The 14,630-nt window shown below is 63.1% G+C and carries 12 protein-coding genes; 4 read left to right on the forward strand and 8 right to left on the reverse strand.

The window, feature by feature from the left end:
• Positions 1-38 precede the first annotated feature (38 nt).
• Positions 39-806 (forward strand): heme ABC transporter permease, encoded by a 768-nt coding sequence (locus AC0L16_RS13545; protein WP_473621311.1) that lies wholly within the window; start codon positions 39-41, stop codon positions 804-806.
• 91 nt (positions 807-897) lie between these two features.
• Here AC0L16_RS13545 and AC0L16_RS13550 read toward each other — a convergent pair whose 3' ends face one another.
• Positions 898-1,956: a D-TA family PLP-dependent enzyme gene (locus AC0L16_RS13550; protein WP_473621312.1), complete on the reverse strand. Its 1,059-nt coding sequence runs from the start codon at positions 1,954-1,956 to the stop codon at positions 898-900.
• A 151-nt stretch (positions 1,957-2,107) separates the two neighbouring features.
• Here AC0L16_RS13550 and AC0L16_RS13555 point away from each other — a divergent pair, with 151 nt between their 5' ends.
• Positions 2,108-2,794, forward strand: a complete 687-nt coding sequence (locus AC0L16_RS13555; RefSeq protein ID WP_473621313.1) for a D-lyxose/D-mannose family sugar isomerase — start codon at positions 2,108-2,110, stop codon at positions 2,792-2,794.
• Positions 2,795-2,836: 42 nt separating this feature from the next.
• Here the strand turns inward: AC0L16_RS13555 and AC0L16_RS13560 are convergent, their stop codons facing one another.
• From AC0L16_RS13560 to AC0L16_RS13590, 7 genes are all read right to left on the reverse strand, one after another.
• Complete coding sequence (locus AC0L16_RS13560; RefSeq protein WP_473621314.1) at positions 2,837-3,175, reverse strand: hypothetical protein; 339 nt, start codon at positions 3,173-3,175, stop codon at positions 2,837-2,839.
• A gap of 18 nt (positions 3,176-3,193) precedes the next feature.
• Positions 3,194-4,060 (reverse strand): RDD family protein, encoded by an 867-nt coding sequence (locus AC0L16_RS13565; RefSeq protein ID WP_473621315.1) that lies wholly within the window; start codon positions 4,058-4,060, stop codon positions 3,194-3,196.
• A complete protein-coding gene (locus AC0L16_RS13570; RefSeq protein WP_473621316.1) occupies positions 4,047-5,078 on the reverse strand; it encodes a stage II sporulation protein M in 1,032 nt (343 codons plus the stop codon). The genes AC0L16_RS13565 and AC0L16_RS13570 overlap by 14 nt, the downstream gene beginning before the upstream one ends.
• Positions 5,075-6,385, reverse strand: coding sequence for a DUF58 domain-containing protein (locus tag AC0L16_RS13575; protein WP_473621317.1), 1,311 nt, complete (start codon positions 6,383-6,385; stop codon positions 5,075-5,077). Before AC0L16_RS13575 ends, AC0L16_RS13570 begins: the two co-directional genes overlap by 4 nt.
• Entirely contained in the window at positions 6,382-7,338 is a 957-nt protein-coding gene (locus AC0L16_RS13580) for an AAA family ATPase (RefSeq protein WP_473621318.1), read from the reverse strand. The genes AC0L16_RS13575 and AC0L16_RS13580 overlap by 4 nt, the downstream gene beginning before the upstream one ends.
• Positions 7,325-8,356, reverse strand: coding sequence for a DUF4350 domain-containing protein (locus AC0L16_RS13585; protein ID WP_473621319.1), 1,032 nt, complete (start codon positions 8,354-8,356; stop codon positions 7,325-7,327). Before AC0L16_RS13585 ends, AC0L16_RS13580 begins: the two co-directional genes overlap by 14 nt.
• 257 nt (positions 8,357-8,613) lie before the next feature.
• Complete coding sequence (locus AC0L16_RS13590; RefSeq protein WP_473621321.1) at positions 8,614-9,240, reverse strand: DUF4129 domain-containing protein; 627 nt, start codon at positions 9,238-9,240, stop codon at positions 8,614-8,616.
• 152 nt (positions 9,241-9,392) lie between these two features.
• Here AC0L16_RS13590 and AC0L16_RS13595 point away from each other — a divergent pair, with 152 nt between their 5' ends.
• Positions 9,393-10,175: a hypothetical protein gene (locus AC0L16_RS13595; protein WP_473621322.1), complete on the forward strand. Its 783-nt coding sequence runs from the start codon at positions 9,393-9,395 to the stop codon at positions 10,173-10,175.
• Positions 10,176-10,506: 331 nt separating this feature from the next.
• Positions 10,507-14,316: a methionine synthase gene (gene metH / locus AC0L16_RS13600; protein ID WP_473621323.1), complete on the forward strand. Its 3,810-nt coding sequence runs from the start codon at positions 10,507-10,509 to the stop codon at positions 14,314-14,316.
• Positions 14,317-14,630: the final 314 nt, after the last annotated feature.

The following is a 14,630-nucleotide window of genomic DNA, read 5'->3' on the forward strand; positions in this document are numbered from 1 at the left end:
AGTTGCCCCAAACGCGTCGCCGGTTTATGTAAAGCCGCATGAGTGACCTGACTTCACGCCTCAGCGGCTGGATGGATTTCGCCAACCCGACGCGGTTTGTCGGGTTGGCCGACAAGGTGGTGCCGTGGCTGGCAACCATCGCCACACTCCTCCTGACCGCCGGGCTCTACATGAGCTTCACGGCGCCGGAGGATTTCCAGCAAGGCATCACCGTACGTATCATGTACATCCATGTGCCCTTCGCATGGCTGGCCATGATGTGTTTCACGCTGATGGCGGTTTCCGCATTGGGCACGCTGGTATGGCGCCATCCGCTGGCCGATGTCGCGCTGAAATCGGCGGCACCCATCGGCGCCGTCTTTACAGCGCTCGCGCTGATCACCGGTTCGATCTGGGGCAAGCCGATGTGGGGCACCTGGTGGGTGTGGGATGCGCGGCTGACCTCGGTGTTCGTGCTGTTCCTGATGTATCTCGGCATCATCGCGCTGACGCGGGCCCTCGACGATGCGGCGCGCGCCGCCTGGGCCGCCGCAATCATCACCCTGGTCGGCTTCATCAACATCCCGATCATCAAATTTTCGGTCGACTGGTGGAACACGCTGCATCAGCCGGCTTCGGTGTTCCGGCTTGGCGGGCCGACCATCGATCCCAGCCTGTTGCGGCCGTTGCTGGTGATGGCTATGGGCTTTACCGTGCTGTTCTTCGCGCTGCATCTGATGGCGATGCGCACGGAAATCCGACGTCGCCGGGTCATTTCCATGCGCCGTGTCGCGGCGAGGCAGGCAGAACGGCAATCAGCTGACTAATTTGAGATTTGCCCGGCACTTCGCGGGCTCAGGGCGTTCGAAGCTCGAAAAGCCAAGCAATTGGCTTTCCGTCCGCTCCGCGGACCGCTTCTCACCCCATGCGGCCGCGCGCTGCCACCGGCAGCGTCTCCAGCACCCGTTCTCCGGCGATCAGGTGGACCTCGTCGAACAGATTGGTGACGACGCAGCAATGGTCGGGCACGACGCGCACGCGCTCGCCGATACGCAGCCGGGCGTCGCCGGAAAGCGTGACGTTGCCGTGCTCTTCGCTGAGGCTGGTGACGGTAGCGCGCGGAACGCCCAGCAATTCGCCGAAATCGGCCAGCCCCAGCGTGTCGCTGGACAAGGCCTTGCTGCCGGCATCGAGGATGGCCCGTGTCGGCGTCGGATGGCTGACCACCGTTGACAGCACCGTCAGCGCGCAATCGTCGAGGCTTCCGACGCCCTTGGCGACCTGGTATCGGTCGAGATAGATGTAGGTGCCGGGGCGGTACTCGGTGATAACGGAAGCCTCGCTCGAGCGCCACATATCCGGCGTGCCGCCGCTGGAGATGCGTTGGCAGGCGAGGCCGGATGCGGCGAGCGCCTGACGCGCACCGGCGAGCCACGCCTCAGCCTCGGCAGCGCGGCCTGCCGCCGGATAGGTCATCAGCCCGCCGAAGGCGAGCCCCCTGGCCTTGTCGATCTCTCTGGCCAATGCGACCGCCTCGCTGGCCGACTGGACGCCGCAGCGGCCCATGCCGGTGTCGCATTCCACCAGTACCTGTAGCGGCTGGCCTTGATCGGCGAAGGTTGCGTCGAGCCCGTTAAGCGTTTCCAGGCTGTCTGATGTAACCGACAGCGTCACACGTCCGTGCAGCGCCTTGAGGCGCTCCAGCTTGGCCCTGCCCAGAATGTTGTAAGGCAGAAAAATGTCGGTGAGGCCGGCATCGGCCATCACCTCGGCTTCACCGATCTTCTGGCAGGTGATGCCGACGGCGCCCGCAGCGATCTGCTTCTTTGCCCAGTAAGGCAGTTTGTGGGTCTTGATGTGCGGCCTGAGCTTCAGCCCTTGGCGGTCGGCGTGGGCCTGCGCCCGCGCGATGTTGGCTTCGGCACGGTCGACGTCGATCAGGATCGCCGGCGTATCGAGTTCGTCTATGCTCAGCATGGAATTGCCACCATCAGGAAACTGGTTGCCGTTATGAACTTGATCGGACCGGATGTCATGAGGCCAACTCATGCAGTTTACGTCGACACCGGATCGGCGTTCGGCTATTCGGTTTGGAGATCGCCTAGGCCGACTGGAAGGAACCACGACCATGAAACGCTCCGCAATCAACGACATCATCCGCGACGCCGATGCCTTCATCCGTTCGTTCGGCTACATCATGCCACCCTTCGCCTATTGGACCCCGGAACAGATGAAGGCGCGTCGGCAGGATTCGTCGGCCATCTTCTCCTCCCGGCTCGGCTGGGACATCACCGACTACGGCCAGGGCAAGTTCGACGAGCTCGGCCTCTTCCTGTTCACCGTTCGCAACGGTCGCTACGAGGACATGAAGAAGGGCATGGGCATGCTCTATGCCGAAAAGATCATGATCTCGCGCAAGGATCAGCTGTCGCCGATGCATCGCCACAACATCAAGGCCGAAGACATCATCAATCGTGGTGGTGGCAAGCTGGTGCTGGAACTATTCATGCACGATCGCGATGGCGGCATCGATCCGACGGCCGAAGTATCGGTGCCCGTCGACGGAACCATCCACAGGCTGCCGGCGGGCGGGCTGCTGAAGCTCGATCCCGGCGAGAGCGTCACGCTTTTGCCTGGCGTCTGGCATGCGTTCTGGGCCGAGGGCAAGGATGTGCTGATCGGCGAGGTGTCGACCGTCAACGACGATCTCACCGACAATGTCTTCCGCGAACCGATCGGCCGCTTCGCCGACATCGACGAGGACGTCGCGCCGCTGCACCTCTTGGTGTCGGACTACGTGAAGTGGGTGGGGTAGAGTTCACCGCTTGAGAACCGGGCGATGGCTAGTCTTCCCAGTTCAATTGCTGAAAGAATGTCCAGATACACTGATCGTACTGTCACTGTGCTCACTCGTGCTGTGCAGTGAGAGTACGATATCCACCACCGGCGGCGCTTCTATTCTAGCAATTATAAAACGCGCGCCATCGTCCAGGATCTCGATCCCCCAACTTACTTTGCAGTTTTCTCCCGCTTGTTGAAGTCGGCAGGAAGAATCGTCGAATTGTTCCCTCATCGATTCGTCGTTCGGAAAAGGTGCATCAGTAAGTCTGCTAAACTCGTCCCAGGATCCAGACACTGCTGCCTGAATAGCGCGCTCAATTCGGGATTCTTCAGCCTCGCTAATTTTGCGCTGCATCGCCTCCGGCCTCTCCAGCTACCGCTGATACTTGTCCGCCTTTCGCTTGCCCAGCAGCATCTTGCGTTCGAGATGCGCCCTCAGATCCCCGTAATACGCGGTCAGGAACGGGCGGGCATCATGCGCCTGCGGCGTTGAGCCGATCTTGCGTCCGATCGTCTCAGCCACCGCCCGCAGCGCGAAATAGTCGTCGCGGCGCAGCACTTCTTCCAGCTTGTGCAGTTCGGCGATGCCATAGGCATCGAGCTGCGCGTGGCTGAACTGAAAAGTCCTGGCGACCGGATCTTTTCGTGCCGACAAATCCTCCATCAGCGTGCGCTTAGGCGCCTCGACGACCCATGTTCCCGCCAGGAGGTCGCCGATCCGCAACCGGTCACGATTGAAAAGCGGGAACAAGGCGAACAGCAGCGCCCATACCAATCCGAAGACTGTCGTCAGCGTATCGGCGACGCCCATTCCACTGCGTCCGGCGATAATCGACAGCGGCAGAAAGACTTCGATCTCGCGCATCAGATTGCGGGCGATGACCTGATCGACCGACAGGCCGGCTCCGTTGCGTGACGCCACCCTGATGCCGATGATCCGCTTGCCGGGGGTCGACGCGCGCCGGCCCGCCTCGAAGGCGATGAAATAGACGTTTCGCAGAAAAAAGATCGCGATGATCCAGACGATGAAAAGCGGCTGCAATTTATCAGTGCCGAAACCTGTTACCCCGAACAGCGCAACAATCGTGACGGCGATTGCAGCCGTGGCGATAAACACGACATCGAGCAGGAAAGCGGCAGCCCGCGTGCCGGCGTCGGCCAGCTTTATCTGAAGGTCGACACCTTCAGGCGTGATCAGCGAGCGCCTTGTCGCCAGCGCGGCGCGTCTAGCGGTCGCCATTGCGCACCACCTGGAACAGGTAGAAATAGCCGATCCACAGTGCGAGCATGCCGCTGCCAATGGCATAGCGGGTGCCGTCGCTGGTGATCGTCTGCCTGCCGATGCCCTCGAGCAATCCGGCAAACAGCAGCATGACCGAAACGCCGACCATCGCGGTCGCTGCGATGCGTCCGGCATGGGCGGCTGCCGTCATGCGGGTCAACTCGCCGGGAAAGGCGATGCGCGTGCCGATCCGCATGCCGGCAGCGCCGGCCAGTGCGATGGCGAACAATTCGGTGGTGCCGTGAATGGCCAGCCAGCCGCCAAGTTCCATGCCAAGCCCCTTTGCCCAATAGACCTGGAACAGCGCACCCAGCATGCAGCCGTTGAACAGCATCAGCAACACCGTCGGCACGGCGAAAGCAAATCCAAGCGCGAAGGCGAGGATTGCGACCTGGACGTTGTGGGTGAAAAGATAAGCGGCAAAGCCTGAGAGAAAGCCATTGTCGCCATCATAAAGCATGCTGCGCAGCATCTCGGCCGAAGCGTCGGGACCGCGGCCGGCAGCCAGGCCTGACGGGATGATCGCGTCGAACCAGCCCTTGTCGGACGCTACCAACCAGGCGCCGGCGCCGATGCCGACAAACATCAGCGCCACCGACACCAGCGTCTCGCGCCACAAATCACGGATCGCACCGGGCCAGTCGTGCAGGAAGAAATCGCCAACACGCTGCCGCAGCCCGCGGCGTGCCCCATAGAGATAAAAATATCCCCGCAGCGACAGGGATTCGAGATAGGCGATCAGCGCGCTGTCGAGGGATGTCGCTCTCGCCACCGAAAGCGAAGACAATGCCGAACGGTAGAGCAACGGCAGCGACAGCAACTCTTCTTCCGACAGTGTTCGCGGCGCGCGTTTCTCGACGCGGGCGAGTAGCGCCTCGAACGCCTTCCAGTCGGCCTCGCGCTCCCGACGGAAGCTGGCCAGCGACTGGCGCACGGCATCGCCGGGTCGAGCATCGCCGGGAACTGGCGCGCTCACAACAGATCCTCGCGCTTGACCTGCAGGTAGCGCTCGACCAGCGCCGGCCCCAGCCTTTGATGGTCGGCTTCGATCACATGCGCGCCGAGCAGCCGCAACCGCCCGATGACGACCTGCCTTTCGCGCAAAAGCCCGCCGGCGACGACGGCGCGGGCGACATCCTCGCCTGATGAAGGTGGCATGTCGGCCAAGCTCTCCAATTCGACATCCCTGATCATCATGAACAACACCAGATGCCGCTCGGTGAGCCGGCCGACGGTGCGCAGCATCAATTCTGCGCTGATCGGATCGACGAAGTCGGTGAAGATGATGACCAGCGAGCGCCGGTCGAGCCGCGCCGCAAGCGTGGTCAGCGCCAGGGTGAAATTGGTCTCCTCGTTGGAATAGTCGATCTCAACCGCCCGCTTCTGGATCATCGCGAAGCTGGCCGAGCCGCGCACCGCGCCGCTGGCGACGCGCGGCCGCGCATCGAAGCTGAACAGGCTGACCATGTCGCCGCCCTTGAGCGCAATGAACGCCGACAGCATGGCTGCCGCCACCGCCCGGTCCACCTTCGGCAGGCCGTCGACCGGCTCGCACATCAGGCGTCCGCTGTCGATGGCCAGCACGATGTTGTTGTTCTCCTCGATACGGAACTCGCGCGCCAGAAGCCTGCCGTGGCGGGCGCTGCGCTTCCAGTCGATCATCCGCCGGCCCATGCCGGGCTGATAATCCTTGAGCGCCTCGAATTCCCGGCCCTGGCCGGCCCGGCGCTGCGCATGCCCGTCGGGCAGGGCGTTGCGCTGCAGCAGCGTGATCGCCTGGTCGCGGGCGCTGCGGACGTCGGGCAACACTGCCACCTTGCTTTCCATCGGCAGGACCACCTGGTTCCAGACCAGTCCGAACGGCCCGCGCCAGCGCAGCCACAGACGATCGAAGCTGGCGATGCCGCGCCGCAGCGCCTGGAACCGCAGGTCGAGCGATCCGCCGTCCCCTGTGGCAGCCATGGGACCACCGGTTCCGCCCATCGGTACCAGGCGTTCATCATGACCGACGCGCGCCTCCAGGGTCCGCGTCCGGCCTGAAAAACGGGTGGCGACATGGACGGTGAATTGGCCGCCGACGCCGACCTGCGGCGGAGCGTGGAGGTTTGCGGTCAGCGATGCCCGCCCGCGTCCTGCCGCGGCTTCCACCGCCAGGAAGGCGAGCAGCAGGCAGATCCACAGCAATCCGAGATACCAGAGCGATGGCAGCGCCAGCGCGACCAGGAAGGCCGGCACCGCGCCTGCCGCCGCCGTCCACACCGCTCGGCCGCTGGGATAGATCAACGCGGCGCTTCCGTCTGGTCGACCAGGTCGGAGACGATCTGCTCGACCAGCCGGCCATCGATCTGCGCGGCCGGCGACAGGATGACGCGATGGCGCAGCGCCGGCACCGCCAGCGCCTTGATGTCGTCTGGGATCACATAAGCGCGCCCGTCCAGCGCCGCCCGTGCTCGTGCCGCCCTGGCCAGCATGGCGCCCGCGCGCGGACTGGCCCCGACTTCCAGGTCCGGGCTTTCGCGTGTGGCACGCACCAACGCCGCGATGTAGCCGACGACGTCGTCGACGAGGGTGACGGAGCCGACGGTTTCGAGTGCCTTCTCCAGCGTCTTGCGATCCGTCTGAGCCTTGATGCCGTATTGCGCGATGTCGTGCGAGGCGGAGCCGCCGCCGTGGTGGATGATGATGGCCCGTTCCTCCTCAGGACCGGGATAGCTGACCCGGTGCTTGAACAGGAAACGGTCGAGCTGTGCCTCGGGCAGAGGGTAGACACCCTGATGCTCGATCGGGTTCTGGGTCGCGACCACCATGAAGTTGCGGCCCAGCGAATGCGTGGTGCCGTCGAAGGTGACCGCATGTTCCTGCATAGCCTCCAGAAGTGCTGCCTGTGTCTTGGGCGGCGTGCGGTTGATCTCGTCGGCAAGCAAAAGATCGCAGAAGATCGGACCGCGCGTCAGCGTGAACTGTCCAGTCTGGAAATTGTAGATGTTCGATCCGACGATATCGCCAGGCATCAGGTCCGGCGTGAACTGGATGCGCCCGTAGGCGACACCCAGAGCCTGCGCGAAGCACCGCGCGGTCATTGTCTTGGCCGTGCCCGGAGGGCCTTCCAGCAGGATATGCCCGCCGGCGAACAGGGCGGTCAGCATCAGGTCGACCGTGTCGTGCTGTCCGGTGATCGCCTTGGCCACTTCTTCCCTGATCCGTGTCGCCAGGGCCTTCACATCATCGACGTTCACCGAGCCTCCTTGCCGTCCAATCGTGCAGCCGCTCGGCTGCCTCGTGCATTTGCGTCAGGTTTTTCGCCTCGCCGGCGGCTTGCGCCCGCGCGGTGAATCCGCTGACTTCGTCCTTATCGCGAGAATCGAGCCAGCGGTCGAGCGCTTCGCCTTGCAGCCCCTGCGGCGCTCCCAGCAGTGCGCCGGCGCGCACCCGCATCAAGGCCGCGTAACGGCCTCCCAGTTCCTCGAGCCGCCCGGCGCGCCGCAACAGCATCGCCGTCGTATCCACCAGCGCACCCTTGCCGAAGGCAATGGCGCGCTGCTCGGCGCGCGGCGGGCCGAAACGGCCGAGGCCGCGCAGGAAAGCCAGCGCCGCCGCGGCCAGGGTCGTCAGTGTCAGCGCCAGAAACGGCGGTTCGACCAGGAGCTTGGCAAGGTCGTATTTTCGCCCCGCGCCATGCAGCGTGAGATCGAACATGACCGGTTGTGCGCGGGCTCTCTTATCTGGATTTTCGGATGCGGCGTCGCCGAGTTGGTCAGGGTCGGGCAGTTTGAAATTGGACCAGGACGGACTGATTCCGGATTGAAGCCGGCTGATCAGATCGAGCGCGGCTGCCGCCTTGTCGGGATTCCCAATCGCGGCGTTGTTGATCAGGTCGGGGTCAGTCAGGACATAAAAGGGCTTGCCGTCCACTTCGGTGAGCACAGCCTTGTTGTTGCCGGCTGCTATGATTGGATGCTCGTCCGCCACCCACTGCAATTCATCGGGGACGGCAACAAGCTGGCCCTCGATGTCGAGTTGCTGCACCGTGCTTTGGCCGACGCCGATCTTTGCATTGGCGATCCGGCCGAGCCATTGGTTCACCACGGGATCGGGCAATCGCCCGAATTTCATCTTCCAACCTTCGTGCTCTTCCAGCGGCAGGGTTTGCCATTTGGGCAGCACGAAGAGGGTATTCAGGTCCTGCCGAAGTTCGAGGATGTGGTCGAGCGCGGCGGGATCGCTCTCTGGCGAAATGGTGACGATCAGCAGCATGTCGGTGCCGAGATCCTGATCGGTCCGCGCCATGGCTGGCGTCTCGCCGGTGAGCCGCAACCATTCCGCCAGGCCGGCATAGCCGACGCCGCTTTTCGACAGCGGCGTGGCGCTGCCATTGCCGGGTTGCCGGAAGTCGGGCGCATAGGTGGACAGCAGGAAGAAACCCGCTGCCGCAAGCAGGCTGGCGAAAATGCCCCAAAACAGCGTTCTTCGATTGAACGGTTCCTGTGCCGCTGGTTCGACCGTCGCAGCGCTCATATCCAGGCATCCCGGAAGACGAACCGCTCATAGGCGCCGCGTGCTTGCCGCCAGCCTTCGGCGCCGACCGGCCGGCGCGCGAACAATGCGGCTTCGACGATGCGTGCGATCTCGGTAAACGCCGCGCGGGCCTTAGCGGGAACCGAAGCAGCAGCGGCGATGTCGCGCGCCGTGAGCGACGGGCGCAAAAAATCCGGTAGCCGGCCGGCAATATCGGCGACGCTGCGCCGAAGCAGGAGATGGACAGCTTCGTCATAGTCGCCTCTCGCGGCCAACGCGTCGGCTTCCGACAGCAGGATCTGCGCGGCGCCGGCGTCGGGACGCCATGCTTCCTCCGCCTCGGTTTCGCGCCGCGCGCGCTGCCAGGGCAGGCGCCAGGCGATGCCTTTCATTTCGAGAAAGACCAGGAACAGGATGATCGCGGCGCCTGATAGCACCGCCCCCCAGAACAGATAGATCATGTAGGGACCGAGCGACGACAGCAGGTCCAGCAGCGGCTTCAGCCAGTCAGGCGGCTGGGGCGGCACATAGGCCGGCAACTCGAACTGGATCGACTTGTCCGAGATCAACTGCTCATGCGCTTTTGCCAGCCATTCGGCTTCCGCTGTGCCTGGCTGTGCCACTGCCAACTGTCCCCTGCAACCTGTGGTTCCCATTCGACACTGGCAATGCACAACGGCAATTGCAAGTGGGCTAGACGTCGATCTCCATTGTTGGCACATTTGATGCGGGGATCACCAGCCGATATGCGGCGATTGAGTGAGGGGACGTAATCATGGTTTCAACGACACTGGAACGACCGGACAAGTTTCGCATCGGCAGGGTTTTCAACGACAGCTTTGCTGTCATCAGCCGCAATATCGGTCTGTACCTTGGACTCGCGCTGCTGTTCTCAGGTCTGCCGGCGATAGTTCTCCGACTCTGGACCGAATCGACCTTGAGCGGGACTGCACTGGGCGACCCAACCGCGGTGGCCGATCCTAGTATGATGCTTTGGAATTCTTCCGTCGGCATTGCCGCCGGATTAATATCCTTTATCCTGTCGCTGCTGCTCCAGTCGGCACTCGTGCGGGCGACGATCGAGGATTTGAACGGCAAACGGCCGTCCTTTGGCGACTGCATCCAGATAGCCATCCGCTATTTGCTCCCAACCCTGGGGATCGGCCTGCTCGTAGTGCTGGGGGCGGGCCTTGCTTCATTAGCTCTGCTGGTCCCCGGAATCATGTTGTGGCTTGGTTGGTCGGTGGCTATTCCAGTTCTGATACAGGAGCGCCTAGGTGTGCTCGGCAGCATGTCGCGCAGCCGCGTCCTGACCAAGGGCAGCCGCTGGGCGCTATTTGGTCTTTTCCTTATCCTTATGATCATCACGATGGTCATTCAGTCGGTGATGGCGGCTATCGTTCTCCTGCTAGACGGAATTGTCGCCGATGTGGCGGCAACCATGCTGTCGACCGTGGTTTCTATGGTGCTGTCGGTAGCCACGGCGGTCAGCTATGTCGAACTGCGTCAGGTCAAGGAAGGCACCAGCGTCGACGAGTTGGCGGAGATCTTCTCCTGACGCGAGCTACCACATCATGAACGAAGCGACGTCCGCATCGGAGACCTTGCCTGCCGTCGCATCGGCGGTTGCCTGATCGACGATGGCAGCCCTCTCTCGCCGATGTCCACAACGATTACCCGGTGCTGCTGTCGGAAATGACCCCGACGAGCCGAGCGACCTGTTCGGGATGCTGCTCAGGGCGGCATCGGCGAAGACTGCGCAGCCGGCGTTGTAGTGCCGGCGGGTAGCATTCCCGGCGGCAGGGGTGACAGCAGCAGACAAATCCCGTATACTCACATAAAGATGTCTTTATGTCGCTTGAGTGCGACCGTCGCCCTGAGGACGAAATATGTCGCAAAACCCATCATCGCTGGACGACCTGTTCGGCCCCGTCGCGGCCAAGCCCGACGGTTCGGAAGTGCTTGCTGCGCTGACGGCGGCGGCGCGCGAACGCATCCTCATCCTCGATGGCGCCATGGGCACGCAGATCCAGGGCCTGGGCTTCGACGAGAACCACTTCCGTGGCGACAAGTTCGCCGAGTGCGCCTGCCATCAGCAGGGCAACAACGACCTGCTGATCCTGACGCAGCCCAAGGCGATCGAGGAGATTCACTATCAATACGCCATCGCCGGGGCGGACATCCTTGAAACCAACACCTTCTCCTCGACCTCCATCGCCCAGGCGGATTACGGCATGGAGGATGCGGTCTACGCGCTGAACCGCGACGGTGCACGGCTGGTGCGCAGGGCAGCGGTGCGGGCAGAGCAGGAGGACGGCAAGCGTCGTTTCGTTGCCGGTGCGCTGGGGCCGACCAACCGCACCGCCTCGATGTCGCCGGACGTCAATAATCCCGGCTACCGCGCCGTGACGTTCGACGACTTGCGCCTTGCCTATGGTGAGCAGCTGCGCGGTCTCATTGACGGCGGCGCCGACATCATCCTGATCGAGACCATTTTTGATACGCTGAATGCCAAGGCGGCAATCTTCGCGGCTGAAGAGATCTTCCTCGAGAAGGACGTGCGTCTGCCGGTGATGATTTCCGGCACGATCACCGACCTGTCCGGCCGCACGCTGTCGGGCCAGACGCCGACGGCTTTCTGGCATTCGGTCCGCCACGCCAACCCGTTCACCATAGGACTCAATTGCGCGCTGGGCGCCAAAGCCATGCGCGCGCATCTGGACGAAATATCCGGCGTCGCCGACACCTTTGTTTGCGCCTATCCGAATGCCGGCCTGCCAAATGAATTCGGCCAATATGACGAAAGTCCGGAGTTCATGGCCGCGCAGATCGAGGATTTCGCTCGCGACGGCCTGGTCAATATCGTCGGTGGCTGCTGCGGCTCGACGCCCGACCACATCCGCGCCATCGCACAGGTCGTGAAGAAACATCCGCCGCGCGCTGTTCCCGACATCGAGCCGAAGATGCGCCTTTCGGGGCTCGAGCCGTTCACGCTGACCGACGAGATTCCGTTCGTCAATGTCGGCGAGCGTACCAACGTCACCGGCTCGGCGAAATTCAGGAAGCTGATCACCGCGGGCGACTATGCCGCCGCGCTCGAAATCGCCCGCGACCAGGTCGCCAACGGCGCGCAGATCATCGACATCAATATGGACGAAGGCCTGATCGATTCGAAGCAGGCAATGGTCTGTTATCTCAACCTGATCGCCGCCGAGCCGGACATCGCCCGCGTTCCGGTGATGATCGACAGTTCCAAATGGGAGATCATCGAAGCCGGCCTGAAATGCGTGCAGGGCAAGCCGCTGGTGAACTCCATCTCGATGAAGGAGGGCGAGGAGGCTTTTCTGCACCATGCGAAGCTCGTCCGCGCCTATGGCGCGGCGGTGGTCGTCATGGCCTTCGACGAGGACGGCCAGGCCGACACCCAGGCGCGCAAGGTCGAAATCTGCACCCGCGCCTACAGACTGTTGACCGAGCAGGCCGGTTTCCCGCCCGAGGACATCGTTTTCGATCCGAACATCTTCGCCATCGCCACCGGCATCGATGAGCACAACAATTACGGCGTCGACTTCATCGAAGCCGCCAGGCAGATCACCGCGACGCTTCCGCATGTCCACATATCGGGCGGCGTGTCGAACCTCTCCTTCTCGTTTCGCGGCAACGAGCCGGTGCGCGAGGCCATGCATGCCGTGTTCCTCTACCATGCCATCCAGGCCGGCATGGACATGGGCATCGTCAACGCCGGACAGCTTGCCGTCTATGACACCATCGATCCCGAACTGCGCGAAGCCTGCGAGGACGTCGTCAACAACCGTCAGCCGAAGGGCGGCGGCACCGCGACCGAACGCCTGCTGGAACTCGCCGAACGTTTTAGGGGCACGGCGGGCAAGGAAGCGCAGGAACGCGATCTCGCCTGGCGCGACTGGCCGGTCGAGCAGCGCATTTCGCACGCACTGGTCAACGGCATCACCGAATTCATCGACCAGGACACGGACGAGGCGCGGCGCGCCGCCGAGCGTCCGCTGCATGTCATCGAAGGTCCTCTGATGGCAGGCATGAATGTCGTCGGCGATCTGTTCGGGGCGGGAAAGATGTTCCTGCCGCAAGTGGTGAAATCCGCCCGCGTCATGAAGCAGGCCGTTGCCGGCCTGCTGCCGCACATGGAGGCGGAGAAACTGGCGAATGCCGCCAAAGGCGTCGACACCGGCGAGCGCCAGACCGCCGGCAAGATCCTGATGGCGACGGTGAAGGGCGATGTCCACGACATCGGCAAGAACATCGTCGGCGTGGTTCTCGCCTGCAACAATTACGAGATCATCGACCTCGGCGTCATGGTGCCGGCGGCAAAGATCCTGCAGACGGCGCGCGAGCTAAAGGTCGACATCATCGGCCTGTCCGGCCTGATCACGCCCTCGCTCGACGAGATGGCGCACATGGCCGCCGAGATGGAGCGCGAGGGTTTTGACATTCCGCTGTTGATCGGCGGTGCTACGACCAGCCGCGTGCATACCGCAGTAAAGATCCATCCGCGCTATATCGGAGGCCAGACGGTCTATGTCGCCGATGCCAGCCGCGCGGTCGGCGTGGTGTCGGCACTTCTGTCGAACCAGACCAAGGGCGGTTATGTCGACAACGTTCGTGCCGAGTACAAGAAGGTTGCCGATGCGCATGCGCGCAGCGAAGCCGACAAGCAGCGCCTGCCGCTGGCCAAGGCGCGGGCCAACGCCCACCGGATCGAGTGGTCGGCCTACGCGCCGCCAAAACCGTCCTTCCTCGGCCTGAAAACCTTCGAAGCCTGGGATTTGGCCGAGCTCGCGCGCTATATCGACTGGACGCCGTTCTTCCAGACCTGGGAGCTGAAGGGGCGTTTTCCCAAAATCCTCGACGACGAGGCGCAAGGGCCGGCGGCACGCCAGCTCTTCGAGGACGCCCAGGCGATGCTGAAAATGATCATCGCGGAAAAATGGTTCGCGCCGAGGGGCGTCATCGGCTTCTGGCCGGCGAATACCGTCGGCGACGACATCAGGCTGTTCACCGATGATTCCAGGTCGCAGGAGCTGGCGACCTTCTTCACGCTGCGCCAGCAGCTGACCAAGCGCGACGGCAAGGCGAACGTCGCGCTGTCGGATTTCGTCGCGCCGTTGGACAGCGGCAAGGCCGACTATCTCGGCGGCTTCATCGTCACCGCCGGCATCGAGGAAGCGGCGATCGCCGAGCGCTTCGAACGTGCCAATGACGACTACTCGTCGATCATGGTCAAGGCGCTTGCCGACCGTTTCGCCGAGGCCTTCGCCGAGCGTTTGCACGAACGCGTGCGCAAGGATTTTTGGGCCTATGCACCGGACGAGGATCTGGCGCCGGACGAGCTGATCGGCGAACCCTATCGCGGCATTCGCCCGGCGCCCGGTTATCCGGCGCAGCCCGACCACACCGAGAAAGCGACGCTGTTCCGCCTGCTCGACGGCGAGCGCAACGCCGGCGTCAGCCTGACTGAAAACTTTGCGATGTGGCCGGGCTCCTCCGTGTCCGGCATCTACCTGTCGCATCCCGAAAGCTATTATTTCGGCGTGGCCAAGGTCGAGCGCGACCAGGTCGAGGACTATGCGCGCCGCAAGGCCATGCCGCTAGCCGAGGTCGAGCGCTGGCTCGGCCCTATTCTCAACTATGTGCCGACCCCCTTCGCTGAAGCCGCGCAGTAAGGCAGCAGCTTTTGACCTTGCCATCGCCGCCGATGACCAGGTGCATCGCTTCGAGGTGCACGAGCTGCTCGTCACAGTCAGAGACGACGTGGCGTTCTGCCATAGCCTATGCCACGTCAGAAGCAAAAGAACCAACGGGGAGAAGGCCGACTATTGGGTGCGGGAGCGGAAGATGAGCGACCGCTGGATGATGACGCACGAACACATATCCATGCCGATCGATCTCCGAACAATGCAGGCACAGCCGGAGTTTCAGTCGTAGCTCCGCGGACGTTTCGCACGACAACAAATTTCTTCCGGCGCTGCCCGTCGAC

It is taken from the genome of Mesorhizobium sp. WSM4848 (assembly GCF_055811375.1).